The 26,753-nt window shown below is 33.6% G+C and carries 29 protein-coding genes; 11 read left to right on the top strand and 18 right to left on the bottom strand.

Annotated elements, in window-relative coordinates:
* Positions 1–44: 44 nt before the first annotated feature.
* Complete coding sequence (locus tag ACW5R3_RS03105) at positions 45–1,409, top strand: saccharopine dehydrogenase family protein (protein WP_456578165.1); 1,365 nt, start codon at positions 45–47, stop codon at positions 1,407–1,409.
* 28 nt (positions 1,410–1,437) lie between these two features.
* The gene (locus ACW5R3_RS03100; RefSeq protein ID WP_456578164.1) at positions 1,438–1,908 is read left to right on the top strand and encodes an Lrp/AsnC family transcriptional regulator; all 471 of its coding nucleotides are present in this window, start codon (positions 1,438–1,440) and stop codon (positions 1,906–1,908) included.
* Positions 1,909–1,957: 49 nt separating this feature from the next.
* Here ACW5R3_RS03100 and ACW5R3_RS03095 read toward each other — a convergent pair whose 3' ends face one another.
* The 3 genes from ACW5R3_RS03095 to ACW5R3_RS03085 all read right to left on the bottom strand — a co-directional run bounded on the left by ACW5R3_RS03095 (position 1,958) and on the right by ACW5R3_RS03085 (position 6,625).
* Positions 1,958–2,662, bottom strand: coding sequence for a Bax inhibitor-1/YccA family protein (locus tag ACW5R3_RS03095; RefSeq protein WP_456578163.1), 705 nt, complete (start codon positions 2,660–2,662; stop codon positions 1,958–1,960).
* A gap of 91 nt (positions 2,663–2,753) precedes the next feature.
* On the bottom strand, positions 2,754–3,449 hold the full coding sequence (locus tag ACW5R3_RS03090; RefSeq protein WP_456578162.1) for a zinc metallopeptidase: 696 nt from the start codon (positions 3,447–3,449) through the stop codon (positions 2,754–2,756).
* A 170-nt stretch (positions 3,450–3,619) separates the two neighbouring features.
* Entirely contained in the window at positions 3,620–6,625 is a 3,006-nt protein-coding gene (locus tag ACW5R3_RS03085) for a leucine--tRNA ligase (protein ID WP_456578161.1), read from the bottom strand.
* A 127-nt stretch (positions 6,626–6,752) separates the two neighbouring features.
* Here ACW5R3_RS03085 and ACW5R3_RS03080 point away from each other — a divergent pair, with 127 nt between their 5' ends.
* The 5 genes from ACW5R3_RS03080 (at position 6,753) to ACW5R3_RS03060 (ending at position 10,377) form a co-directional block, all read left to right on the top strand.
* A complete protein-coding gene (locus tag ACW5R3_RS03080) occupies positions 6,753–7,631 on the top strand; it encodes a cell division protein FtsX (RefSeq protein ID WP_456578160.1) in 879 nt (292 codons plus the stop codon).
* Between the two features lie 186 nt (positions 7,632–7,817).
* A complete protein-coding gene (locus ACW5R3_RS03075; RefSeq protein ID WP_456578159.1) occupies positions 7,818–8,072 on the top strand; it encodes a DUF3098 domain-containing protein in 255 nt (84 codons plus the stop codon).
* A 47-nt stretch (positions 8,073–8,119) separates the two neighbouring features.
* Positions 8,120–8,914, top strand: a complete 795-nt coding sequence (locus ACW5R3_RS03070) for an undecaprenyl-diphosphate phosphatase (protein WP_456578158.1) — start codon at positions 8,120–8,122, stop codon at positions 8,912–8,914.
* A 2-nt stretch (positions 8,915–8,916) separates the two neighbouring features.
* Entirely contained in the window at positions 8,917–9,612 is a 696-nt protein-coding gene (gene truB, locus ACW5R3_RS03065; RefSeq protein ID WP_456578157.1) for a tRNA pseudouridine(55) synthase TruB, read from the top strand.
* A gap of 48 nt (positions 9,613–9,660) precedes the next feature.
* A complete protein-coding gene (locus ACW5R3_RS03060; RefSeq protein ID WP_456578156.1) occupies positions 9,661–10,377 on the top strand; it encodes a hypothetical protein in 717 nt (238 codons plus the stop codon).
* On the opposite strand, the gene ACW5R3_RS03055 is transcribed toward ACW5R3_RS03060, so the two are convergent.
* A complete protein-coding gene (locus ACW5R3_RS03055) occupies positions 10,374–10,994 on the bottom strand; it encodes a thioredoxin family protein (protein ID WP_456578155.1) in 621 nt (206 codons plus the stop codon). The genes ACW5R3_RS03060 and ACW5R3_RS03055 overlap by 4 nt on opposite strands.
* A 161-nt stretch (positions 10,995–11,155) precedes the next feature.
* On the opposite strand from ACW5R3_RS03055, the gene ACW5R3_RS03050 reads away from it, so the two are divergent.
* Positions 11,156–11,719, top strand: a complete 564-nt coding sequence (locus ACW5R3_RS03050) for a DNA-3-methyladenine glycosylase I (RefSeq protein WP_456578154.1) — start codon at positions 11,156–11,158, stop codon at positions 11,717–11,719.
* Here ACW5R3_RS03050 and ACW5R3_RS03045 read toward each other — a convergent pair whose 3' ends face one another.
* The 4 genes from ACW5R3_RS03045 to ACW5R3_RS03030 all read right to left on the bottom strand — a co-directional run bounded on the left by ACW5R3_RS03045 (position 11,720) and on the right by ACW5R3_RS03030 (position 15,392).
* Positions 11,720–13,222 (bottom strand): redoxin domain-containing protein, encoded by a 1,503-nt coding sequence (locus tag ACW5R3_RS03045; RefSeq protein ID WP_456578153.1) that lies wholly within the window; start codon positions 13,220–13,222, stop codon positions 11,720–11,722. It lies immediately after the preceding gene.
* 134 nt (positions 13,223–13,356) lie between these two features.
* A complete protein-coding gene (aat, locus tag ACW5R3_RS03040) occupies positions 13,357–13,983 on the bottom strand; it encodes a leucyl/phenylalanyl-tRNA--protein transferase (RefSeq protein ID WP_456578152.1) in 627 nt (208 codons plus the stop codon).
* Positions 13,984–14,123: 140 nt separating this feature from the next.
* Positions 14,124–14,501 carry a DUF3127 domain-containing protein gene (locus tag ACW5R3_RS03035; RefSeq protein ID WP_456578151.1) on the bottom strand — a complete coding sequence of 126 codons (378 nt, stop codon included), beginning with the start codon at positions 14,499–14,501 and terminating at the stop codon, positions 14,124–14,126.
* Between the two features lie 21 nt (positions 14,502–14,522).
* A complete protein-coding gene (locus tag ACW5R3_RS03030; RefSeq protein WP_456578150.1) occupies positions 14,523–15,392 on the bottom strand; it encodes a flavin reductase family protein in 870 nt (289 codons plus the stop codon).
* A gap of 120 nt (positions 15,393–15,512) precedes the next feature.
* On the opposite strand from ACW5R3_RS03030, the gene ACW5R3_RS03025 reads away from it, so the two are divergent.
* A complete protein-coding gene (locus ACW5R3_RS03025; protein ID WP_456578149.1) occupies positions 15,513–16,697 on the top strand; it encodes a sensor histidine kinase in 1,185 nt (394 codons plus the stop codon).
* Positions 16,690–17,037, top strand: coding sequence for a hypothetical protein (locus ACW5R3_RS03020; protein ID WP_456578148.1), 348 nt, complete (start codon positions 16,690–16,692; stop codon positions 17,035–17,037). The genes ACW5R3_RS03025 and ACW5R3_RS03020 overlap by 8 nt, the downstream gene beginning before the upstream one ends.
* A gap of 1 nt (position 17,038) precedes the next feature.
* Here ACW5R3_RS03020 and ACW5R3_RS03015 read toward each other — a convergent pair whose 3' ends face one another.
* Positions 17,039–17,428: an HIT family protein gene (locus tag ACW5R3_RS03015; protein WP_456578147.1), complete on the bottom strand. Its 390-nt coding sequence runs from the start codon at positions 17,426–17,428 to the stop codon at positions 17,039–17,041.
* 115 nt (positions 17,429–17,543) lie between these two features.
* Positions 17,544–18,017, bottom strand: coding sequence for a transcription elongation factor GreA (greA, locus tag ACW5R3_RS03010; RefSeq protein ID WP_456578146.1), 474 nt, complete (start codon positions 18,015–18,017; stop codon positions 17,544–17,546).
* A gap of 269 nt (positions 18,018–18,286) precedes the next feature.
* Here greA and ACW5R3_RS03005 point away from each other — a divergent pair, with 269 nt between their 5' ends.
* Positions 18,287–18,736, top strand: coding sequence for a hypothetical protein (locus ACW5R3_RS03005; protein WP_456578145.1), 450 nt, complete (start codon positions 18,287–18,289; stop codon positions 18,734–18,736).
* Here the strand turns inward: ACW5R3_RS03005 and ACW5R3_RS03000 are convergent.
* The 8 genes from ACW5R3_RS03000 to ACW5R3_RS02965 form a co-directional block, all read right to left on the bottom strand.
* Complete coding sequence (locus ACW5R3_RS03000; protein ID WP_456578144.1) at positions 18,733–19,716, bottom strand: peroxiredoxin family protein; 984 nt, start codon at positions 19,714–19,716, stop codon at positions 18,733–18,735. The two genes, ACW5R3_RS03005 and ACW5R3_RS03000, sit on opposite strands and share 4 nt — an antisense overlap.
* 86 nt (positions 19,717–19,802) lie before the next feature.
* Positions 19,803–19,925 (bottom strand): hypothetical protein, encoded by a 123-nt coding sequence (locus ACW5R3_RS02995; RefSeq protein ID WP_456578143.1) that lies wholly within the window; start codon positions 19,923–19,925, stop codon positions 19,803–19,805.
* A gap of 910 nt (positions 19,926–20,835) precedes the next feature.
* Positions 20,836–23,130 (bottom strand): TonB-dependent receptor, encoded by a 2,295-nt coding sequence (locus ACW5R3_RS02990; RefSeq protein WP_456578142.1) that lies wholly within the window; start codon positions 23,128–23,130, stop codon positions 20,836–20,838.
* A 256-nt stretch (positions 23,131–23,386) separates the two neighbouring features.
* Positions 23,387–23,791 (bottom strand): alternative ribosome rescue aminoacyl-tRNA hydrolase ArfB, encoded by a 405-nt coding sequence (gene arfB / locus ACW5R3_RS02985; protein WP_456578141.1) that lies wholly within the window; start codon positions 23,789–23,791, stop codon positions 23,387–23,389.
* A 1-nt stretch (position 23,792) separates the two neighbouring features.
* Positions 23,793–25,349, bottom strand: a complete 1,557-nt coding sequence (locus ACW5R3_RS02980) for a DUF4301 family protein (protein WP_456578140.1) — start codon at positions 25,347–25,349, stop codon at positions 23,793–23,795.
* Positions 25,346–25,912, bottom strand: coding sequence for an AAA family ATPase (locus ACW5R3_RS02975; protein ID WP_456578139.1), 567 nt, complete (start codon positions 25,910–25,912; stop codon positions 25,346–25,348). The genes ACW5R3_RS02980 and ACW5R3_RS02975 overlap by 4 nt, the downstream gene beginning before the upstream one ends.
* Positions 25,873–26,505, bottom strand: a complete 633-nt coding sequence (gene pnuC, locus ACW5R3_RS02970) for a nicotinamide riboside transporter PnuC (RefSeq protein ID WP_456578138.1) — start codon at positions 26,503–26,505, stop codon at positions 25,873–25,875. The genes ACW5R3_RS02975 and pnuC overlap by 40 nt, the downstream gene beginning before the upstream one ends.
* A complete protein-coding gene (locus ACW5R3_RS02965) occupies positions 26,489–26,749 on the bottom strand; it encodes a hypothetical protein (RefSeq protein WP_456578137.1) in 261 nt (86 codons plus the stop codon). Before ACW5R3_RS02965 ends, pnuC begins: the two co-directional genes overlap by 17 nt.
* Positions 26,750–26,753 lie beyond the last annotated feature (4 nt).

Here is a 26,753-nt window from a genome sequence, read left to right as displayed (position 1 = left end):
TATTTCTTACATTCGTGAAACAAAAATACTTAACATATTCCATTATGCGAAAGATATTACTAATTGGTGCTGGAAAATCAGCATCATACCTTATAAAATATTTACTAGAAAAATCTAATGAAGAAAACCTATTAATAATAGTTGGCGATGTTAATTTCGCTCACGCTAAAAAACTTACTAACAATCACGAAAATGCTCAAGCCATCATGCTAGACGTTTTTGATAAAGAATCTAGGCAAAATGCCATTCAGAATTGCGACATAGTAATCTCTATGCTACCAGCACGCTACCATATTGAGGTGGCTCATGATTGTATTTCATTTAACAAAAACATGGTTACAGCTTCATACATAAGCGATGAGATGCACAACCTAGATAAAGCCGCTAAGGACAAAGGCTTAATTTTTATGAATGAAATAGGTGTTGACCCTGGTATCGATCACATGAGCGCCATGCAGGTTATTGACAGAATTCGTGAAGCCGGAGGTGAAATGATTCTTTTCGAATCCTTTACCGGTGGTTTAGTTGCCCCCGAGAGCGACAATAATTTATGGAACTACAAATTTACTTGGAATCCGAGAAATGTAGTTGTAGCCGGACAAGGTGGTGCTGCTAAATTTTTACAAGAAGGCACTTATAAATACATTCCTTATAACCGATTATTCAGACGTACTGAATTTTTAGATGTTGAAGGATACGGCCGTTTTGAAGGCTACGCTAACCGCGACTCCCTAAAATACCAGTCAGTTTACGGATTAAATAATGTACATACCTTATATAGAGGAACTATGCGCCGTGTAGGATTTAGTCGTGCATGGAATATGTTTGTTCAGTTAGGCATGACTGATGATAGCTACACTATTGATGATAGTGAAAATATGAGTTATCGTGATTTTGTAAATGCATTCTTAGCTTATAGTCCAACAGACTCGGTTGAATTAAAATTCCGTTTGGCTTTAAAAATAGACCAAGATGATATTGTATGGGACAAACTTATGGAGTTGGATATTTTTAACGATCAAAAACGCGTAGAACTCAAACAAGCAACACCTGCACAAATTTTACAAAAAATCCTTATGGATAGCTGGACTTTAGATGCTGACGACAAAGACATGATTGTAATGTATCATAAATTTGGTTATATATTAGATGGTAAAAAACATCAAATAGATAGCACTATGGTAACCATAGGAGAAGATCAAACTTACACAGCCATGGCTAAAACCGTTGGACTTCCTGTAGCTATAGCAACACTAGCTATATTGAATGAAAAAATAACAACACCTGGAGTCCAAATGCCGATAAATAAAGAAGTTTATCAACCTATTTTAGAAGAGTTAGAAACTTATGGTATTGCCTTTAAAGAAACAGAAGTCCCTTACCTAGGTTATAATCCTCTTAATTTATAAACTCCTTTTGGTTTAAAACCATTAAAACATGAAGATAAACAACCAGAAGGTAAGCATTGATGGAATAGACAAAACCATACTACGCGCCCTTATGAGTGATGCTAGAACACCGGTTTTAGAAATAGCTAGAGCTGTAGGAATCTCTGGTGCAGCCATCCATCAACGCCTTCGAAAACTAGAAAAATCGGGCATTATCTCTGGTTCTAAATTTGTTATAAACCCAAAAGTTCTGGGTTATACAACCATGGCATTTATTGGAATCTATTTAGATAAGGCTATGAGCAACCCAGAGGCTGTTAAACAACTTCAGAAAATACCTGAAGTTTTGGAATGTCATTATACAACTGGAAACTGGAGTATTTTCATTAAAATATTATGTCGCGATAATGAGCATCTTATGCAGCTTCTTAATAAAGATATTCAATCGATATCCGGTGTTTCAAGAACAGAAACATTTATTTCTTTAAACCAACAAATAGACAGACAGATTAATATCTAAAAAAAACTCCTGATAGCTCAGGAGTTTTTTTTTATAAGCACTTCTCGTATTAGTCTCTAGACATAAATATAGAAAGGACATACCAAAATAACAGCATTAATGAAGCAAACAATCCTAAAGCTGCTGGAATATAATTATCTGTTGTGTACTTATTAACCATATTAGATGTTTGGTACAAAATAGAGCCACCTGCTAAGAGACACATACCTACCGAAAACCACAAACCTAAACTAAACCCGAATAAAGTTCCTGCTAAAATTAAACCTAAAGCAATAAAGAAACCTATAGTTAATCCTGTTTTTAAAAAAGAGAAATCCTTTTTTGTCAGTAATACAACTGCGGATAAGCCAGTAAACAATCCCAATGTTACTATAGCTGCTTGATTAAGCATTTCAGGTCCTGAATTTGTATAAACAATAGCCACATATATAAGCGGCACAAAAATAATAGCTTCTGCTAAAATGTAAATAGCATAAGCTAGATACTGCTTATTCTTATCTACAGTTTGCAAGGCCATGCGTTCGGCATAATTGGTAATAAACATAAAACCTCCAAGCATAATTAACCATTTATACCCATCAATCATGGACAAGGTAAAAGAAACAACTGTTTCGCTTTGTAAAAGTAAGTACTCAAAAAGAATAAACACTAAAACACCACCTGCCACATGTGCATAGGTTTTCTTGTAAAATGCTACACGCTCCGTTTCTGTAACATGCGCTAATAAAGGTGCTTCTTGAAATTGATTTTCCATTGTAAATTTGGTTGGTTAATAAAGTTTTAAAATACCAAAAAAAGTCAGATGTAAAACAACTGACTTCATTTCTTATAAGTTTATCTAATAATTAATCGCGACCTCCAAAAACTTGAAGCGCCCAATACAATAAAGATGCTAAAGCTCCAATTGCAGCAACTAAGTATGTTCTAGCAGCCCATTTTAAAGCATCGGCAGCAGCAGCATGTTCGTCACCAGTAAGCATATGCTTATTTTCTAACCAAGCCAATGCTCTATTACTAGCATCGTATTCTACCGGTAATGTTATAAAACTAAATAGTGTTGCTAACCCCATTAATATAACACCTAATACAGCCACGTACCAACCAAGTCCTACACCTGCAGCACCTCCTAATACTAAACCTCCAATAACAAGCCATTGCGACATGCCAGAAGACACGCTAACAATAGGAACTAACTTAGATCGCATAGTCAACCACTCATAAGCTTGAGCATGCTGAACAGCATGTCCACACTCGTGAGCTGCTACAGCGGCAGCGGCAGCATTTCTTTGGTTATAAACAGACTCACTTAGGTTTACTGTTTTATTTTTAGGATTATAATGATCTGTTAATTGTCCGGGTGTTGAAATAACAGCAACATCTGAAATGCCATTATCTGACAACATTTTTTCGGCAATTTCTTTACCACTCATGCCATTTTGTAAATGCACACGAGAATATTTTTTAAACTTGCTTTTTAGTTTATTGCTCACTGCCCAACTAACTAAAGCTATGGCACCAATTAATATATAATATCCAATCATTCTATTCTTATTTTAAAAGTAAATTTACAAGATATATAGCAAATAGCAAGCCAAATAACATTTAAGAAAATTTGTCAGTTGGTTTTTTCAAGGAAAATTCTTAAAACAAAAAGCGTTTCAGATACCTGAAACGCTTTGCTTTTATAACTTATACTATTATTTTCTTCTAGTTAGCCAACGATATTAACAATTTTACCCGGTACTACAATAACTTTTTTAGGTGTTCTACCTTCTAGTTGTGCTTGTGTTTTAGGATGTGCCATAACTGTTTTCTCTATATCATCTTTACTCATATCCATTGGTAATTCTAATGTAAAACGCATTTTACCATTAAATGAAATAGGGTAATTTTTAGAGCTTTCTATTAAATGCTTTTCATCAAACTGAGGGAATTCGGCAGTTGAAATAGATTCGTTATGACCTAGCTTACTCCATAATTCCTCTGCAATATGTGGTGCATAAGGAGACATTAAAATGATAAGTGGTTCAAGAATGTCGCGACTTGTACATTTTTGTGCTGTTAATTCGTTTACGGCAATCATAAATGTAGAAACTGAGGTATTGAAAGAAAAATTCTCAATATCATCGGCAACCTTTTTAATGGTCTTATGTAAAGTTTTTAGACTTTCTTTACTTGGCTCTGAATCGGTTACTTTAATACCATCCTCACCTACGTATAGTTTCCATAATTTTTTAAGAAAACCATGAACACCCGTTATACCAGCTGTATTCCAAGGCTTATACTGTTCTAGTGGTCCTAAAAACATTTCATAAAGACGCAAACTATCTGCACCATAATCCTGACAAATACTATCTGGATTAACCACGTTATATTTAGACTTAGACATTTTTTCAACCTCTCGCCCTACTTTATAAACATCATTACCATCAGTGATTACCTGCCCCTTTTCTCCTATAAAAATAGCTTGTTTGTAATCATCTCCAAACTCACCATCGGTTTTTAGGCCAGCAATATCCAGTTCATCAGACGCATTTACATAGTGTACTTTTACGTGAATTGGTAGCGGCACAATCATAACATTTTCTAAAACATCTGCATTGGGTAAACCGGCAATATCGGCAAGAGTGTTTTTAAGATTTTTCAACGCTTCTTTATCTGCATTCAAATCACCTTTGCTTACAAATTCAGAATGTGAGATATAAATATTTTCTAATTTCTTTAAAAGTTTAGCCCCTGTTTTTTCTTCTTCGGCAGGATTAGCAAACATATAGCTTAAGCGATAAACAAAAGCACTGGTTCCTAAAATCATCCCTTGGTTTATTAGTTTTTTAAAAGGCTCTTCAACCCCTACAAAACCACGGTCTTTTAAAAATTTAACCCAAAAACGTGCGTATAATAAATGCCCTGTAGCATGCTCACTACCACCTATATATAAATCGACATTTTCCCAATATTTAAGTGCATCCTCGCTAGCAAAATCTGTACTATTTTGAGCATCCATGTACCTAAAGAAATACCAAGAACTACCTGCCCAACCAGGCATTGTATTTAATTCTAACGGAAAAACAGTTTCATTATCAACCAAACTATTACTTACCACTTGGTTGTTGTTAGTGTCCCAAGCCCAAACATCGGCACGGCCTAAAGGCGGCTCACCCGTTTCAGTTGGTAAATATTTCTCCACTTCCGGTAAACGGATTGGCAAATGTGCTTTATCAATCATTTTTGGCATACCATTTACATAGTATACTGGGAAAGGCTCCCCCCAATATCGCTGTCTTGAGAATACAGCATCACGTAATCTATAATTTGTTTTACCAAGGCCGTGACCTATTTTTTCAAGTTCAAAAATAGCACGTTTCATGGCTTTCTTATACGCCAATCCATTTAAGAAATCGGAATTAGCAATAATAGTTTTCTCTTTATCTGCAAAGGCTTCTTCGGTAATATCAACACCTTCAAAAACATTAGGAATAGCAATATTAAAATGTTTCGCGAAAGCAAAATCTCGTGGATCACCACAAGGAACAGACATTACAGCTCCTGTTCCATAACCTGCTAACACATAATCGCCAATCCAAATAGGAATAGGTTCTTTAGTAAATGGGTGTTCAGCATAGGCTCCGGTAAAGGCTCCAGAAATTGTTTTTACATCAGCCATACGATCGCGTTCACTTCGTTTAGCTGTTTTTTCAATATACGCATTAACCTCAGCTTTTTGTGCCTCGGTAGTTATTTGACTAACCAATTCGTGCTCGGGTGCTAGCGTCATAAACGACACTCCAAAAATAGTATCTGGACGGGTTGTAAAAACATCAATAATATGATCGTGATCTTTTACATGAAATGATACCGATGCACCAACAGATTTACCAATCCAGTTACGCTGACTTTCTTTTAAAGAGTCGGTCCAATCAATACCTTCTAAACCTTGAAGCAAACGCTCGGCATAGGCAGAAATTCGCATTGACCATTGTGTCATTTTTTTACGAACTACCGGATGGCTTCCACGTTCAGAAACCCCGTTTATAATTTCGTCGTTTGCTAGAACAGTACCAAGAGCAGGACACCAATTAACTTCGGTTTCTGCTAAATAAGTTAATCGGTATTGTAAAAGAATTTCTTGTTGTTTTTCAGTTGAAAAATTCTGCCATTCAGCAGCTGAAAAAGATTCTATATTATCATCACAAACGGTATTAACTTGCGTATTACCTTCTGTTTCAAACTTTGAAATTAATGTATCTATAGCCTCGGCTTTTTGAGTCTCATTATTATACCAAGATTCAAATAACTGAATAAAAATCCACTGCGTCCATTTGTAATATTCTGGTTCTGATGTACGTACTTCACGACTCCAGTCGAAAGAAAACCCTATTTGATCTAATTGACGTCGGTAAGTTTTTATATTATCTTCGGTAGTTACAGCAGGATGCTGCCCTGTTTGAATAGCATACTGTTCTGCTGGTAAACCAAAACTATCATACCCTTGAGGGTGTAATACATTAAAGCCCTTATGTCTTTTATAACGCGCATAAATATCAGATGCAATATAGCCTAATGGATGCCCAACATGTAAACCGGCACCACTTGGATATGGAAACATATCTAATACGTAATACTTCGGTTTTTCAGATTGATTTTCGGCTTTAAACGTTTTATTTTCGGCCCAATATTTTTGCCACTTGGCTTCTATGTCGTTAAAATTGTATTGCATGTGTCTGTTTTATGCTTATAATGGAGGCAAATTTAAACTTATTATAACAATGTTGAAAGTTTAAACGTTGTAATCCTTAAGGAATTGGATTTCTTTTATATTTTTACACCATTAACGCCTATAATATATGAGTTCATCTTTTGAGAAGTATCAAAAACGCCGATTAATATCTTCCTATTTTTCTGTAGTAATTAGTATTGGTCTCGTTTTATTCCTACTAGGTTTATTAGGGATGTTGGTTTTAAATGCTAAAAAAGTATCTGATCATTTTAAAGAGCAAGTGGTTGTTACTATCTATTTAAAAGATTCGGCTAAAGAAGTTGAAACCAAGCAGCTTGAAAAAAGCTTAGCAATGTCTGATTATGTGAAGTCTACAGAATTTGTTTCTAAAGAGCAAGCTGCAGAATATATGAAAGCCGAAAATGGCGAAGATTTCATGGCTTTCCTTGGCTATAACCCACTACAAAACTCCATTGATGTACATGTAAAAGCCGATTTTGTAACGGCTAATCAGTTAGATGACATTGCCCAGGAAGCTTTAAATAAAAGCTTTGTAGACGAAGTTCGCTATGATAATGACTTAGTTAACTTAATGAATGACAACGTTAAAAAAATCAGTTTTTGGATTTTAGTTATCAGTGGTTTATTTACAATTATTGCAGTCTTACTAATTAACAGTTCCATTCGCTTATCTGTTTACTCCAAGCGTTTTACTATAAAAACAATGCAAATGGTAGGCGCTACCAAACAGTTTATTAGACGCCCTTTTGTATGGAAAAGTGTTCGTTTAGGTGTTTTAGGTGCCGTTTTAGCAATGTTAGGTATGGCAGTTGTTTTATATTATATAAACGAAACATTCCCGGAACTCGAGCTTTTAAACAATCAACTTTTACTCGGGCTACTATTTGCTAGTATTTTTGTTTTAGGCATTATTATTACTTGGATAAGCACTTTTATAGCTACACAACGCTTTTTAAATTTAAGAACAGATCAGCTATATTACTAATACAGAACAAAAACTAAATATACTTTAGAAACGCAAGTAGTGCTATAAATTTAGATTCTCTTAACGTGAAAATCCTAAATAAATGAGTTACTTTGCAATACAACTTAAGCTTAGCGTTAATCAAGATACTTTTGAGCGCTAAGAAGTGATGAAAAGTTATAATTTTCAGTAGATTAATTACTAATTATGGGCGAACAAAAACGTAAAAACGAGACACAATCCGATTTTATATTCGGTAGAAAAAATTATAAATTTATGGTTATTGGATTAGCTGTAATTGCTTTAGGCTTTATTTTAATGTCTGGAGGCGGAAGCGATGATCCCAATGTATTTAATCCTGAAATTTTTAATTTCCGCCGAATTCGTTTAGCACCAACTCTAGTTTTATTAGGCTTTGCTATTGAAGTTTATGCCATATTACTAAATCCTTACAAAAAATAACCCATCACACCAGACTTAACTACACTGGTGCATTAATATTTTACCCCATGGATATAACAGACTCCATAATTCTTGGTGTTATACAAGGACTTACAGAATTTTTACCAGTTTCATCTAGCGGACATTTAGAGCTTGGAAAAGCCATTCTTGGCGATAGCTCAATTCCTAAAGAAAGTTTACTTTTCACGGTTGTATTACACTTTGCTACAGCTTTAAGCACCATTGTGGTATTCCGAAAAGATATTTGGCTACTAATAAAGGGCGTCTTAAAATTTGAATGGAATGACGATTTACAATTTGTTTCAAAAATTGCGCTTTCTATGATACCTGCTGTTTTTGTAGGTTTATTTTTTGAAGAACAATTAGAAAGTCTTTTTGGCGGTAATATTTTTCTTGTTGGTTGTATGCTTATTGTAACAGCTGCACTCCTATTTCTAGCTGATAAAGCAAAAGACACTCAAAAAGAAGTAAGCTTTAAAAACGCGTTTATTATTGGTGTATCTCAAGCCATTGCTATGCTTCCTGGTATTTCTAGATCAGGTGCCACAATCTCAACATCGGTATTATTAGGAAATGATAAAACACGTGCTGCACGCTTTTCTTTTTTAATGGTTGTACCTTTAATATTTGGAAAAATAGCGAAAGATCTGTTTAGTGGCGAACTTACCTATGAGGCTTCTAATTTCACCTATTTAAGTGTTGGATTTGTAGCCGCTTTTGTTGCTGGATTATTTGCTTGCACATGGATGATTTCATTGGTAAAGAAAAGTAAATTATCTTATTTCGCTATATATTGTGCTATTGTTGGCATACTAGCTATAGCTTACACCCTTATAAACTAATTATGATGACTGCTGAAGATTTCAAAAATGGCCAAGTATTATTAATTGATAAGCCATTAAATTGGACATCATTTCAAGCTGTTAATAAACTTCGTTGGGAAATACGCCACGCGCATAACATTAAGAAAATAAAAGTAGGGCATGCTGGCACGTTAGACCCGTTAGCAACTGGTTTATTAATTATTTGCACAGGTAAAATGACCAAGCAAATTAACACATATCAAGGTCAGGATAAAGAATATACTGGAACTATTGTTTTGGGTGGCACGACACCATCATATGACTTGGAAACAGAAGTTGATGTGACATTCCCTACAGACCATATTACCGAAGCCGCTATCCACGAAGCAACGAAACAATTTATTGGTGAAATAGATCAGTATCCGCCCGTTTTTTCAGCTATAAAAAAAGAAGGCAAACGTTTATATGAGTTTGCTCGTGCTGGTGAAGCCGTTGAAATAAATTCTAGACGCATTCAAATTTCGACATTTGAAGTAACCAATATAAACGGTTTAAATATTGATTTCCGCGTTGTATGTAGCAAAGGAACTTACATCCGTTCATTAGCACATGATTTTGGAAAAGCTTTAAATTCAGGCGCACATTTATCAGCCTTACGTCGTACTAAAATTGGTGATTTCCATGTAGATAATGCGTTAACACCAGAGGCATTTATAGAAAGCTTAACAACCAAATAATTACTTTTTCCGTATATTAAGCTGATTAGTCATTTTTTAAAAAAGATTATGCACCTTTCAGATAAACAAAAAGCCATTTTAATAACGGGACTTATTTGCAGCTCGGTATTACTATTGCTTTTTAGCTTTCAAATAACACAATTCTCAGAAAAAATTGCTGAAAGCTATTATCTAATCGAGCCGAAACCCGATGAAACATTAACGGAAGAAACATTAGAAGAAACTCCTACCGAGAAGGCTGAAACCAATAAAGCTTATAACGAAACTGTAAAACACAAAACTTTTGCCCAGGCCTATCAACCTATTGCGCCTCCAACGGATTATGAATACACTAAAGTAGAAACGGAGCCAACAGAAAGCACTACCAAACCTACTAAACCAAGAAATAGTTCAAGCAGTTTAGACGCGGACATATTAACTTCTTACAACACGGTTAATAACCTTATAAAAGAACAACAAAATAATATATCGGAACAATCGGTTAACACTAAAAGTAGCATGCACTATTCTTTAGTAAATCGTACACATAGCTATCTCCCTACTCCCATCTATTTGTGTAATACAGGCGGAAAAATTGTTGTTAATATTTCGGTAAACAGTCAGGGAGAAGTCATTAAATCAACCATTAACAAAGCAGCTTCGACAGCTAACGCATGTCTTCAAAACCATGCTATTGAATATGCAAACCAATCACGTTTTAATATAGATCGCTCTAAAAAAACGCAATTGGGTTCGATTACTTTTCAGTTTAAAGGCAAGAATTAAACGCCTAGTAAATTTAGTAAATCGTTAATCGCACTCTGCCCTTTATCTTTATTATACCAACCCTGCAGGTCCTCTTTAAATTCTGGGGTTAGTGTTCCATGAGCTGCTTTATAATCGGCAACCATTTTAGTTGCAGTTACAGGTCTAGGTCCGTAGGTATTAAGCACTTCTTGAATTTCAGAATCCACCATCACTAACTTAGGAATAGACTTTCCGCCATTAGTTAAAAACTGACTCATTAATGCATCGTTAGAATCACGTAGTACTAATTTAAGTGTAATATTTGTATTTAATGCCGCTAGCTTAGCCATTGCAGGAATAACGTGTGCTGCATCACCACACCAACTCTCGGTAAGCACTACCCAAGTTACTTGATCTTTAAAATTTGCTAAACGCTGTAAAGCCTCATCCGATACTTTTATGGTTTTATCCCAACGCTTCATTCTTCTATCATTTAGCATGGTATAGTTTACCATTGCAGCAGATTGATCTGCTCCAGTTGCAGATTCTGTAGCAACTAAATCCTTAACAAGTTCTCGATATTCCGGATAACTCATACTCGTTTCTAAACTAGTTTTAATGATATCCGATATTTGTGTATTGCTTATTGCTTCCATAGGTTTACTTTATTTTAGTTCAAATATATATTACTTAATAGTTGCTAACAGTAACTTTTGTAACATTTGCTTATCAAAAATATAAGGAATCTTACTATTAAGTTATGATATATGTCATAAGTATGTCTATCTTTAGTTTGAAAACTTACAGATTGGTAATTATGACAAAGCACAGATGTGGTTGGTGTGTTGGAGACAGCCTTTATGAAGCCTATCACGACAAGGAATGGGGTCTTCCCGTTTATGATGATAGTACCTTTTTTGAATTTTTAATTTTAGAAACCTTTCAAGCAGGATTAAGCTGGATAACCATTTTAAGAAAGCGTGAAAATTTCAGAAGCGCTTTTGATGGATTTGATTACAAAAAAATTGCCCTGTATCAATCGGATAAAATTGAAACATTATTGCAAGATGCTGGTATTATACGTAACAAACTAAAAGTTAATGCGGCCGTAACAAATGCCAAATTATTTATGAAAATTCAAGATGAATTTGGAAGTTTCAGCAATTACATATGGAGGTTTGTGGACAACAAACCCCTAAAAAATAAAGTACCACATTATAAAGAAGCACCTGCTACAACCGCTATTTCGGATGCCATTAGCAAGGACTTAAAAAAGCGTGGATTTAAGTTTGTCGGTTCGACTGTAATGTACGCCTTTATGCAAGCCACAGGGCTTGTAAACGACCATGAACAGAACTGTTTCAGGTACAATGAGGTGTAATTACTTATTAGCCTTTAAAAAAGCTGTAATTTCAGAAGGCTCAGCACGGTTTCTATAATCGGCATCAACAAAGGCATAAATTATTTTACCATTTTGATTAATAACATAAGTAGCTGCTAACGGTAATTGGTTAGAGTCGTCGCCATTATAAGCATTCATATCAAAGGAATTATTATAAATAGTAGCCACATCCTCTGTTAGCTTAAAAACAATCCCATATTCTTCTGCTACTTTGTTTCCAACATCGCTTAGAACCTCGAATTCTAAATTATTTTTCTCTGCAGTACTTATCGATTTGTCTGGCAGTTCAGGTGTTAATGCTAATAAGTTAGCTCCTTCTGCTTTGAAATTTGGCAATTCGGCTTGTAAAGCACTTAATGTTAAGTTACAGTAAGGGCACCAACCGCCACGGTACCATGTTAAAACCACAGGACCTTTTTCTAAGTATTCGGCTAGCGATACCGTATTGCCTGTGGCATTTTTTAAAGAAAAATTAGGTGCTTGTTCATTTACTTTTTTTGCCTGATCTAGAACACCACTATTGGATACGGACTCAAAGCCAGCAGCATAAACTTCTTTCTTGTGAGCATCGGCTTTCACTTCAAAATTAGCTTTTTTGGCATCTAATTGCGATTTAAGAGAAACAGGTTTCATAGTATTCATATTAAAGTTTTTTTTAAAATATTCAGGTTTCAGGTTGTTATTAAATTGTATATCAGACCAAGTTACCTGAATCCATGGCTTTTCACTAACATAGGCATCCCATGTTGATTTTTTATATAATCGTTTTGTAGGAATCAGAATCCCATCCACATCTTCGTAAGTTAAACGCATTAAGTTTGGCGTATCCATAACACCAAAATCGGCAACCGTAAATAAAAACTGATCAACTAACAAAGTTTCCTTATTAATATAAATTTGATAAATATCAGTTGGTATGTTTTTCTCTGATTCAAAAGATATTTTAACCACATCATATTTCTTATCTTCAACTACATCCTCACCTACATACTCATAATTCACAGATGGATCGAGTAATTTCTGCATCATAGTAAACCAATAAAAGTTAGTTGGTCTGCTAAAAGCCACACGTTTCAGCATCATAGAATTATCTAAAACTACACCGTTGTGTTTTAGCCAATATTCAGTACCATCATAACCTTGCTCTATAAGACCTTCAAGTTTTGGATACGTTCTTCCATGCTCTGAAAATGCTCCATATGAAAGCTCACCTTCAAAAATATATTTTTCAGTTATAACATCCTTTTTACCATTTGGCATTTCATAGGTATACGTATAAACCACATCATGCTTTTCTAATAAATCGGCATAACTACCTACTTTTTCAACCATATTAAAAACCAATTCATGCGCTTTATTTTTAAACACTTTTGGGGTTTCATTAGTTTCAATGGTTGCTGGTTCTGCGCTTTCCGTCTTGCCGTTATTACAAGATAAAACCATTAAACTTAAAGCAATAATTGGTAAAAATTTAATTTTCATAGGGTATTCAATTTTAAAAGGATCCTGATTAATTTTTATAATGCTATTCTAGATCTGTTTCAAATATACAAAAACATACTGATTGGTATGATTTATTAACTACTTAATATAAAAAGGGTTTGACATTCTGCTTATTATAAATAGTTTAAAAATTCGGATCGTGAAATTTCTTCGGCACCAAACCGTTGGAGGTGATCTGTATAAACCTGACAATCTATTAATTGGTAGTCTGTGTTTTGAATAAAACTAACAAAAGCTACTTTACTAGCATTGCTTACTTTGGCAAACATACTTTCGCCGCAGAACACACCATTACCAATATCTACACCATAAAAACCACCAACTAAATTATCATTCTGCCAGACTTCTACAGACTTAGCATAGCCCAATTCGTGTAATTTATTATATGCTTCTATCATTGTATGGGTAATCCATGTACCTGATTGACCATTGCGTTTAATTTGAGAACACGCATGGATAACTTGATTAAAATCTTGATTCATAGAAACTGTCAAATCCGCATTTCGGAGTACCTGTTTCAAACTTTTGGAAACCTTTAGTTTTTGTGGGAATAGGACAAACCGTGGATCTGGAGACCACCATAAAATGGGCTGCCCGTCTTCAAACCATGGAAAAACACCCGTTTTGTACGCTAATAATAAACGTGCCACGGACAAATCGCCACCCAAAGCTAATAAACCATCGGAATCGGCTTCTTCTACAGGTGGGAAAACAATTTCTGAAGTTAAATACGGAATCATATTACGTGCAAAAAAAGGATGAAAGTAATTAGAATAGTTAGAAGTCCTATTAGGAATTAGTTAAACTTAAAATAAGAACATAAAAAAACCTCAAAGCTAGAAACATTGAGGTTTTTTTTATAAAAATTAATCACCATTAATTAAAATGGTAAATCATCGTTATCTTCTTCTTTTAGGTCGTTTGCTGGAGCAAAAGCCTGTGCAGGAGGTACAGGTGGCATTTCTGGATTAGAAGCATCTGCTTGAGCTGCTTCAATACGCCATCCTTGAATAGAGTTAAAATATTTAGTTTCACCTTGTGGGTTAACCCATTCTCTACCGCGTAAGTTAATGTTAATTTTAACTTGCTGTCCTACTTGAAAACTGTTTAATAAGTCTGTTTTATCTTGAACAAACTCTACCATTATATGTTGTGGGTACTGCTCTTCCGTTGTTACAACTACTTCTCTTTTTCTAAAGCCATTACTACCAAACGACTGTGTTTCTCCTATAGCTTTAATTCTTCCTTGTACTTCCATCTTAAAATTTAATTTACTGTTTTATGATAATAATATTTTCCACGCACTATCTAAATCGCCGAAGCTTAAATAGTTTTGTGCTAACTTATGTTTTTCTCTATGTGAGGCATTTTTAATATTCGGATAATTTTCACTAACCGATTCTAAAAAAGCCTGTACTGATTCCGCTGACGGCAAATGTTCTACATTTCCTAACATACCCAACTCATTCCCTGTTAATATCATGCTGTTTTTCACATGATCGGGTAACGCATCTACACCCACACCAAGTGTTGTAAGGGGTTTTGGTATTTCAAAAAAGCCATTTTTAGCACGGCTATAATAACTTCCTCCAGCTCTAGAAACCAAGTCCAAACGTTCTTGATTTATCTGTCCATCTGTATCTAAAACCTCATCGTCTATATGAAGTTTAACAACTTCACATATTACTAAATTCCCAGCGCCACCTTCAGTGCCTAATTGAACAACCTCATTAACCTTACATTCAAATTGTACAGGTGATTCAGCAACACGAAATGGTTTTACTAAATCGGATTCCAACATATGAAAACCAGCCTTTTCAAATTCGTTAACGCCTAAAGGGTAATCAGTACTACTCAATGACATTTGGTGAACCATATCAAAACTCACCACATTAATAACGACTTCCTTTGTTGCTAATACATTTTCTAATGTGTGCTTTGTTGTATTATTGCGTACACGTCGTGCAGGCGAAAATATCATAATAGGCGGATTAGCACTAAACACATTAAAAAAACTAAAAGGCGATAAATTTGGGTTTCCATTTACATCTACAGTACTTGCAAAAGCTATTGGCCTAGGTGCCACAGCACTAAGTAAATAGCTATGTAATTTAGCTGTGGATAACTCATTAGGTTCGTATGAAATCATGGGAACTTTATTATTTTGCACAAAGGTAATTAATCTAATAACCAACTAAAAACGATTTGCATATCATATCGCACAATATTATCAACAGAATTCCATTATATTAACAATAAAATTCAACCTATGCTTTTTTATAAATATCGAAACTTAACGCGGTGGATTATTATAGCCGCTAGTTTTATAATAATATCGTTAATTCTTTGGAATACTTATGTGTTTTTTCAGCATTTTAAAGAAGAAGAACGCATAAAAATGGATGTCTGGGCAGCTGCGCAAAGCGATATAACACAAAATTATTTGGATGATGATTTGAATATGGTTTCATCTAAAGTATTTTTTGATACCAAATATGATAATCCCATGGTTGTTATTGGAGAAGACAACAGCGTAAGTTCTTTTAGAAACATAGATAGCACCAAACTAGAAAACAACTCCTATGTGGATAGGCTTATTAACGAACTACAAGAGCAAAACACGCCTATTGAGTTATCATATTTTGATGCCGAACTAAATAAAAAGGTAAATATGGGAACCTTATATTACGGGAACTCACCATTAATTACCAAACTAAAATACTACCCGCTAGCATTACTTCTAATTATTATATTATTTGGGGCTGTTGCATATTTCTTTTACAGAAGCACCAAAATAGCGACACAAAATAAATTATGGTCAGGAATGGCTAAAGAAACCGCTCACCAAATAGGCACCCCATTATCATCTTTAATAGGCTGGACTGAAATATTAAAAACTGAGCATGTAAATCCGCAATATATATTAGAGATTGAGAAAGATATAACCCGCTTGCAAACTATAACGGAACGTTTTAGCAAAATAGGCTCTTTACCTAAACTTGAAAAGACGGATATAGTAGCCGAAACACTAGAATCTTATAGCTATTTAAAAACACGCTCGTCTAAATTAATTGAATTTGAAATTTTAGCTCCTGAAACACCTATTTACGTTCCATTAAACAAACAACTTTATAGTTGGACGATTGAAAACCTTGTTAAAAATGCTATTGATGCTATGCGTGGCAAGGGTAAATTAACGATAGATATTTCTCAACTAGAAAACAATGTAAAAATAACTATTACAGATACTGGAAAAGGTCTGAATAGAAATCAATTTAAGCGTATATTTGAACCTGGATTTACAACCAAAAAACGCGGTTGGGGTTTAGGTTTATCCTTAGCCAAACGGATTATTGAAGAATTTCACAACGGAAAAATTCAAGTCCTTGAGTCGGAAATTAATCGGGGCACCAGTATGCAAATTATTTTTAAAACCATGCCATTAAATGACTGATCAGTTTATTACTATCAAAGAAGTTGCTATAAATAACAATTGCCCAGAGTGCTACAATACCACAGGCTTGCACTTTACTTTTAAGCAAAAATTTATAGATGCTCGGTTTTATAAATCGTTAACCACCGAAACGGCTCATCAGTTATTTTGTAAAACCTGTGAAACCATAGTATACCCAGCTACTTGGACCGACGATATTGATCGTGTATTTGCCTACCATCAAAGAGCTTTTACACCCAAAAAAGCTTCTTTAAAATTAAAAAAGGCAGCATGGATAGCTATAGGAAGCTTTGTAGCCCTTGCTATTATAGCAATTATAGCTACTGTTTTCTTAACCTAAATTACAGATTAGCACGAATAGCTTCTGCTACAGCTTGAAAATCTTGTTCCGTTAACTTTTCTTTTGAGATAAAACGAGCGTCTTCCATTGTATTTAAAGGAATTAAATGCACATGAGCATGCGGCACTTCTAGACCAATAACAGTCATACCAACACGCTTGCAAGGAATTGTTTTCTCAATGGCTAAAGCAACTTTTCGAGAAAATTCTAATAAACCGTGGTAGGCAACCTCATCTAAATCGAATAGCTTATCAACTTCCTGTTTCGGAATACAAAGTGTATGTCCTTTAGCATTAGGGTTTATGTCTAAAAAAGCGAAATAATCGTCTGTTTCCGCAATTTTGTAACATGGGATTTCGCCATTAATAATTTTTGTGAATATTGTTGCCATAGCTTACTAATTGATATACTTGTAAATATAAAAAGATTCCGGTTTTAAGGGAATCTTTTTAAGAATAATTTAATTTATAGGAAGGAAAACATCCCAAATGGAAACTGGTTCCTGCTTATCTTGATATTTCTAAAACATCAAATTTCATAACGCCATTTGGCACTTGTACTTCGGCAACTTCGCCAACAGATTTTCCTAATAGTCCTTTACCAATAGGTGAATTTACAGATATTTTACCGGATGCCAAATCGGCTTCACCATCGGCAACCAAGGTATAGGTCATTTCCATACCATTAGTTTGATTCTTTATTTTTACCTTAGAAAGCACTAGCGCTTTAGAGGTATCTAGTTGCGATTCATCAATTAATCGGGCTCCAGCTAAGGCGCCTTCAAGTTTAGAAATTTTCATTTCTAGCATTCCTTGTGCTTCTTTAGCTGCATCGTATTCGGCATTTTCACTTAAATCCCCTTTATCTCGGGCTTCAGCAATAGCTTGAGATGCGCGTGGACGCTCAATATCTTTTAATTGGCGTAACTCATCACGTAATTTCTTTAGTCCTTCTGCAGTATAATAAGATACTTTACTCATAATTTCTTCATTTTTAGTAATAAAAAGATACTGAAAACTACCTTGTAACATCACAAAATTTATTCAGCATAAAAAAATCCCGCTTGCACGAGATATAAATACAAATCTACACATTTTTTTTGATTCCCGTGAGTTTACCTTTTGATATTAATAGGATAAAACACTTTAAACGATCCTTTTAATATAGCAGTTCACCTGTATGCTAAAGATACAATTTATTTTAATAGGCTTGCTTTTTGTTGTAAATTGCACCCAAAACAATCATGTTTATGAAACATTTAGTTTATATAGTTTTTACGTTACTCCTAATTAGCTCATGCAGCAATAATGATGATAACGCAACACAACAAAATGAGTTTTTACCTAATTATGGTTTTGATACAGGAAACTTAATTAATACGAATTTGCCTCAGTACAGCGATATGCAATACCCAAACAATTTTATCATTCTTAATAGCAATTATGGTATAAATGGTGTTGTTGTATTTTATGCTGGCGGAAGTAACTATAGTGCTTTTGAATTAACAGATCCAAATCATGCAATTCGTGACTGTTCTAAACTTACTGTAAATGGTGTTATTGCTACTTGTAGTTGTGACGAAGGAAAATCTTACGATATTTTAACAGGACAACCTCAAGAAGGCACCACTGGAAAGTACGGACTAAAACGCTATTTTGTTGAGAAAACAGGGAATATAATTCGAGTTTATAATAATTAGAAATTAAGTCGCTTTAAAATACTATCTAATTTTCTTTCATTTTCCTCTGAATAACCAATATGAGAGTAAATAATCTTTCTTTTTTCATTTAATAATAAAACTGTTGGAAACGATTGTATTTTAAAATTATTTTCATCTGATAAAACAATTGGATAGTCAATATTTCTAGCAGAAACAAAGGCTTCTAATAAATCACGCTTGCTTTCTTTATCTTTTAAATTAACACCAATAATTTGTAAATCTTCATTGTTGAAATTATCATGAATTCTGTTCAAATGTGGGATTGATTTAATGCAAGGGTGACAAGCCATAAACCAGAAATCTAATAACACGTAATTTGCCGTTAATTCATTCAGATTAAAATCTTCAGAATTCTTTAAATTTACCCCCAAAAGAGTCGGAGCTTTACCACTTAAGACTGGGTTTTGTTTTTTAAAATTATTTTTTAAATCAGAAAATGAAATTATTTGAGAATTCTTCTCTAAATTTTCGATTTCATCTTTAATATTGGCATGAACTAAATAATCTATATCCTGAAATTCCCAACTATCATATTGATTGGTATCTTGAAATTCAGCGTAAAATTTTTTTTTATAAATCTGTTGAGAATCTAAAGAAATCATATAAGTCCAATGCACTTTCTTTAATTCTTCAGTATCTTCAATGTTCTTAGTTACTATTAAATTGTTCCTTTTATTTCGAATAGAAACACTACCATTTTTGTCATCAAAAGTTGATAATGGTAATAGCATTTGTTTGTAAAAATAATTTTGTTTGTTTTCTTTAACCAGCCTATTATTCAAGCTATCTATTTGGTAAGTAATATTATTATAATGATAAATTAAATACTCATCTGTATTTCTACTTATTTTAAAATTATAACCATAAATAGTATCATTTGGATTTTTTGATATATTAACTTTATAGGTATAGGATACTGTATCCTTATCAAAAAGAGCTTTGTTTTTTGTTTTAAGCAAATATGATATTGATAGGTAGTTTTCATTTTTTTTAAAAATAGCACTTACATCATGATCTACTTTTGAACATGACGTAAGTACTAAAATTAAATAGAAGTGTATTGTTTATTGTTAAACGTAATCATTTCAGCTGCAACAATAACACCATTTAAAATTCTTAAAATTTTAAATGGGTTTTTACCTTCAGTACACTCAGCTGTTACCACCATTTTGCAACATGTAACACCCTCACAGGTTGTAGAGCATGTTCCGTCACCGTTATCCGTGCTCGCAAAACCACAGGTTGCCTGTTGCGCAACGGTTCCACTGGGACAAGCACATTCCAAAAGTGGTTTATTTCCGCATGAGTCCGTTTTACTTTGAATAATAACAGGTTCTAGATTATAAAGTAATATAACAGAAAAGAGCTTAGTTTTAGATTTACTGTTTTCTGCTATTTTTTAGCCTTAGTTGTTGATATTCTACTTCTTTAATTTACTTTTATAACGATAAAATATATAAATAAAGACTATACATCCTAACAAATATAAACTGAGAATATATATATTTCCCATTAATTTTTTAGGAAATATAAGAAAAATGAAAAATGTTAGTATATAAAATATTAAGAATGCGCCACCGAATTTTGACCTTAAGTTCTTTCTTTGTTTTTCTTGTTCCATATCTATAGTATTTTTTAATAGTTAATAATACTAAAAAAATTAATTTGTAAACTTTAGACTAGCTTATATAACTAATCGGTTAAACAAAAGGTTGTTTAAGAAGTCTAAATTTTAGAAGCCTTTTAATAAGAAGTATTTTTCAACCTAAAATATAGATTAATAAATAAAAACTAGCGCTAGTTATGTTGCAACAAGCTGTCTAAAAACGCATTAAGAGACTTCTTAAATAACTCAAATTGTCTTTGGACAAATCAAACTTAAAAAAAAACTATTGGAGCAACATTTTTTAACAAATTTGTGCCATTTACCGAAAAGTTTAAAAACCCATTACGGTTTTCCCGTAAAAACACCCTGTAAACGCAAACAGCCTAAAAACAATAATTTGTTTTTAGGCTATTTCCTATTGTCAAAAACATTAAAAATATAATATAAGTAATAATAAGGTTTTTGATATGGTTTAAAATTTCAACGTCACTCCCATCAAGAAATTTGTAGTTGCCTGCGGGTAGTAAAAATTTTCTGTTATTGCTGGGTCGTTAGATCCTTCCGGTCTGTAATAATAGCTATACGTGTATCCGTTAGAAACATACTTTTTATTAAAAATATTATTTACAAGTAGATTAAAAGCAATTTCTTTCATCCATGATGGATATACTTTAAATGATGCATTAAAATTATTTACAAAATAAGCGTCCATACTTTTACTATCACTAGATGTATTATCTAAGTATTGTTTACCAACATATTTAGCAATCAAACCTAAATTTAAATTTTCAATTGGAGAATATACTAAGGTCCCACCCGCTATTACGTTTGGAGAAAAAGAGATATCTGTGTCTTCATAACGTGTTGTTACGCCTTCATAAGAAACTGTATCATACGTGTTAGGATCGTATTGTGTATCATAAACTACATAATCAAAAGCATCAATTTTGTTTTTACTAAATGTTGCATTGGCATCTATGCGTAATTTGTTTGAAAACTTATAGCCTGCCTGTAACTCAATACCAGCACGGTAACTTTTATCTACGTTCATCCTAATAGGATCACCAGCATTATCTAAGTCACCTGTTAATACTAATTGATCTTTATAGTTCATATAATACACATTAGCATTAGCATAATATTTAGCTTTTTTCAACTTGTATCCAAACTCAAAATCGTGAAGTCTTTCTGGGTTTGGTAATATTGGATTTTTAGTTAAATCATCTCTATTTGGTTCTCTATTAGCTACCGCATAAGAACCATATACACTACTAAAATTATTAATAGAATATGTTAACCCTAACTTAGGATTAAAAAAACTATACTTTTCATCAACGTCAATTGGCACTAAATCTGAACTATTACCGTAAGACGAATAATTTACATGACGGTATTGAACATCTGCAAAAGCGAACCAATTATTATTAATCGTATACTCAGCTTTTAAGTAGGTATTAAAATCACGCTTTTTACCTAAACTGTGGTAGTAATCGGTTCTAATTGGCACAGGAACAGCAAAAGAATCCCAAATTAGCTCACCAAAATGATCACCGTCATATTTATTATAACCACCACCTAAATAAACATTCAAACCATTTCGGTTATAATTTAACGAGTATACAAAAGCATAAAAATGATTATCCAACCAACGTCTTCTTACAACATCACCAGCTTCATCAGCATTTACACTATTTGGAAAATAATCTCCTAACTCCTCATCGTCTTTAAATTGTTCAAAATACCCTTTACCACGCGTATAGTTCCCTGAAATATTAGCAGAAAAATAAGAGTTAAATTGATGTGAAATATGCAACTGATAATGAGTTTGCTCATAATCATCCACTTCGTTATCATAGGTATAGTAGTTATAAGTACGTCCTGAATTCAACATGTTTTCAGCTTCAGCATCCGATGAGTAATTTCTATCAATAAAAGCCTGAATCCCTTCTAAATCGCCATTTACAACAGCTTCTGGAGTACCATACCAAGATTGGTACGTTTTTTCTTTCCCTCCAAAAACAATTGCTTTAACAGATGTTTTATCATCCAAATAGCCCGCTTCTGTGTAGTAGGATGATAAATCAGAGGAAGCCCTATCTATATAACCATCACTAAGAATTTTTGAAAGCCTACCTTCTACATAAAAATTATTCTTTAGTCCAGAACCAATACTCACATTGTGTTTTCTAGTACCATATGAACCAACAGCATTGGTAGTTGTTGCATATCCTTCCTTTGAAGGCTCTAAAGTTTTTAAATTTAAACTAGCACCAAATGCTCCAGAACCATTGGTAGACGTACCAACACCACGTTGCAATTGAATATCTTCTACAGAAGAAACAAAATCAGGCATATTTACCCAAAAAGTTCCTTGGCTTTCCGAATCGTTATACGGAATACCATTAATTGTAACGTTTACACGTGTTGCATCGGTACCACGAACACGAATACCCGTGTAACCAACACCTGCTCCGGCATCACTAGTTGTAACTACAGAAGGTAGCTGATCTAGCAAAATAGGCAAGTCTTGACCTAGGTTTGTTGACTCTAGCTCCTCCTTGGTGATGTTTGAAAATGCTACAGGTGTTTTGTCTTTTGCTCTTGTAGCAGACAAAAGCACTTCGTTAAGCGTCTCGACCTTTGTTGAATCTTTTTCTTTTTCTTGAGAAAAACCGCTGAATGATGCTGATAAAAATAGCGATAGCAGTCCTGCCTTTTGAATGTGTTGCCAGCGGAAAACTGACGCATTGTTGAATAAAAATTTCATCCGATAAAATAAATTTAGCGAATAAAAAGAGGTGATTATTCTGATTAAAAATTAGTTGTTTTTTGCTACCTCACTTATTAAGTATGGTATAACAAACGTTTGTATTTTTCCTAAACAGCATTACCTGTTCTAGGTTCAATGGGTATGATCTCAGCCGATATTAGGCACCCCTTTATGAGAACGGCGCAAAGGTAGGCGAGTTTTTCATTATGACAAAGCTTTGCTAACTTAAAATTTGAAAGAAAATTGTATCCTGCTAAAGTTCAGGTGGTTTTCTATTGGCTTTTTTATCCGACTGCTTTTTTTTATTTGAAAGCCGCTTAAGCTTTACAGATTTGGGGATTTTAGTCGCTTTCCTTTTTTTAGTAACGGTCAACCCTTTTCTAATAAGTTCTAAAAACCGTTTGATAACCAAGTCTTTATTTTTATGCTGACTACGACTATCGGAGCTTGTAAGTATCAAAACCCCATCTGAAGTTAACCGATTTTGAAGTTTTGATTGAAGTCGCATTTTCTGTGATTCAGAGAAAACTTGTGAGTTTAGCAAGTTCCAATTCAATACAACCTTAGAAGCTGTTTTATTAACATGCTGACCACCGGCACCAGAACTTCTAACAGCTTTGAATGATAACTCCGAAATTAATAATGGGGCATTAAACATATTACTTAATTTGATGGGGAGCCTTAAGTAAATCGTTAACAGTTTTAACAGGGTTAAAAGTAATTAGTGGCACCTCAACAAAAATGGTATTCCAATTAGCCATACTACCGTTCCAAAGTCCTGGCAGTTCTAAAGCTTTAAGGTTCTTCCCTAACCGTGTTTTTTTAGTAATAAATGCAGCTTTATGATCTACAAATTTCAAAAGATTAAATTTATTGCCTTTATAGTCTTTTACTCCACAAACTAAATCGACAGGATTAAAGTGTGTGGCATTTTTTAAAATACTCTTTTGATGCTTATTTTTTTGATTTATTTGAGCCGACTCAACAATTTGTAAAGACACCTGACCATTCTCACTTTTCACCCAAAACGGTCCGCCACCTGGTTCGCCTTCATTTTTAACCATACCGCATACGCGTATTGGACGGTTTAATTTATTGTATAGGTATTCAATTTGATATTTTTGCGCATATTTTTCAAATTCTATTGAAATTCTAACTTGCATTTTTTGAGTTATAAACTCGGCAATTTCAATAATAGTTTCTTGCGATAAATCGCCTTTTTCTATTTCTCTTAAATATTGAAATGCTTGCTGTTGAATTTTGGTAAGGATACCAGCTAATATTTGTTTGTTTTCTGCTACCTGATCTTTGTACTTATAGACGACTACATTATCAATGTTTTTAATAAAAACAATATCGGCATCTAAATCATTTAAATTCTCTATCAATGCGCCGTGACCAGAGGGACGAAACAACAAACTACCATCTTCAATTCTAAATGGCTTACCTTTTGGGGTTGTTGCAATGGTATCGGTACTGGACTTCTGATAAGAAAACGATATATCAAATTGGGTATTTGTTTTGGCCTGTACTTTATCAACTATTCTATCAAATTCATTACTGAATTTATCTTTATGATTTTCAGAAATTGTAAAATGTAAACGGGCCTGCTTATTCCCCGAAGCATATAACGCCGTTTCAAATAAATGTTCTTGAAAAGCGGTAGCAATTTTGTTATTTTTATATTCGTGAAATGGCAACAAACCTTTTGGAAAACTTCCATAATTAAGTTTATCTGCATCCAACATAGTTTGTACAAAAATCAAAGATTGCATACCGGGCTTTAATTCAGCGTAATTGGGATGCGATATTTCTATCTGCTTTTTTACCTCCTGATAAAAAGGGAATTTTTCCATACCTACAAAAAACACATGTAGATCTTTAATATTTCTGCTATTTAAATAGGCATTTAAGGTTTCAGAGTCAGGATTGTACTCCTCCAAAAATTGAAATAAAAACTTAAACATTCTTGTTGCGGCTCCAGATGCAGGAACAAACTTCAAAATATCAAGACTATCTTTCTGTGAATTGAAAAAAGTAATGGCTTCAGCTTTTTGTGAAGCAGATAAACGAAGGATTCCATCATTAACGGTTGCAGCAGAAACCAAATTAGAAAAAGGCAATCCTGAAGCTAAAACATCTAACTGTTGTTCAATTTGATCTACAGATAATCCTTTGGCTTGAAATTGCTTTATATCTTTTTTGGAAAAAGTCATGTTTTGGTTTTTAATAATTGGTTGATATGCTTTATAGCTAACGCCATTCTTTCATCTAGACTACCACTTAGAAGTACATAAGGCTTTTTATACGCATCTAAGGCGTTTTTAAAAGCCTGAAACATGGCTTCTCTTTCAAGAGGTTTGTCTCGAATACCATCGGGTTCCCATGGTATGTCAATATTAGTTAAAAAATAAAGATTATAGTAATTTTCAGCAGCATATTTATCAAGTTCTTTAGAAATAAAGCCTTGATAATAAGCCTCGCTATACACTTTTGTTTCTAACAAATCGGTATCACAAATGAGCAATTTAGAAGCTTGTTTGGCAAGCTTATTTTCTAAATTCATTTGCCCTTTTGCTATAGGCAATACATCATTTTGCGTTAATTTCAGATCTAATTTATTTTTCTTCACAGCATATAACCTAGCATATTCAGGTACCCAAATAGTCTCATAATAGGCTGCCAATTTTTTAGCCAACACTGTTTTTCCTGTCGATTCAGGGCCAAAAAGCACAATTTTTACGCAATTACTTGCTTGTTGTTTAAGTGTTTCTTCCATGCTATATACCCATAAATTGCTAAAACTGTAAAGCCTAAATACTGAAAACTTGTAAATGTAAAACCTTTATAAAAATATAGAGGCACCGAAATAATATCGCCAACAATCCAAAACAACCAATTTTCTATTTTTCGTTTTGCCATTAACCACATTCCAACGAAAAATATAGCCGTTGTAATAATATCTACATAGGAAACCCATGCGCTCCATTTATCAAAAACCTCATAAACTATAGCTACAAATAGCAAGGTTAATACACCTATTCCAATAGCTATTTTTTTTTCACTTAGAGTTGTTCTCGATATTGGTGTTTCTTGAGTATCTCCCGTTTTTCGAGTCCATATATACCAGCCATAAATACTCATTATAAAATAATAAGCATTTATCATCATATCTCCTAAAAGGCCCCATTTTAAAAGTAAATAAACAAAAATACTCGTACTAATAATTCCCGTTGGAAACACCAATATATTATTTTGTTTAGAAAACCATACTGAAATGCCACCAAAGAGTACAGCTACTATCTCGAGAACAATATCAATTGTTTCGTAACCACTATACTGCCCAAAAAGATAATCAAAAATGAGGCTCATAGTCTTGACGGTCAGATTTAACGATTTTCATAAACAGTAAACCGCTCTCGATAAGCTCAAAAGCCTCTTTGATTTCCGTGGTTAACAAACTCATAACCACATCATAATCACCATAAACCTGAGTACTTAAAGGATTTTCTAAAACGGTTACATCAGCAGCGCGTAATTTTTTAATAAAATGAATAATTGCGGGTTCATAATCATCATGTAAAGGTGTTAATGTTAATTCTACTGATATTTTCATAAGT

It is taken from the genome of Algorimicrobium bowmanii, from assembly GCF_054031195.1.
This window is presented reverse-complemented; position numbering and strand designations above follow the sequence as displayed.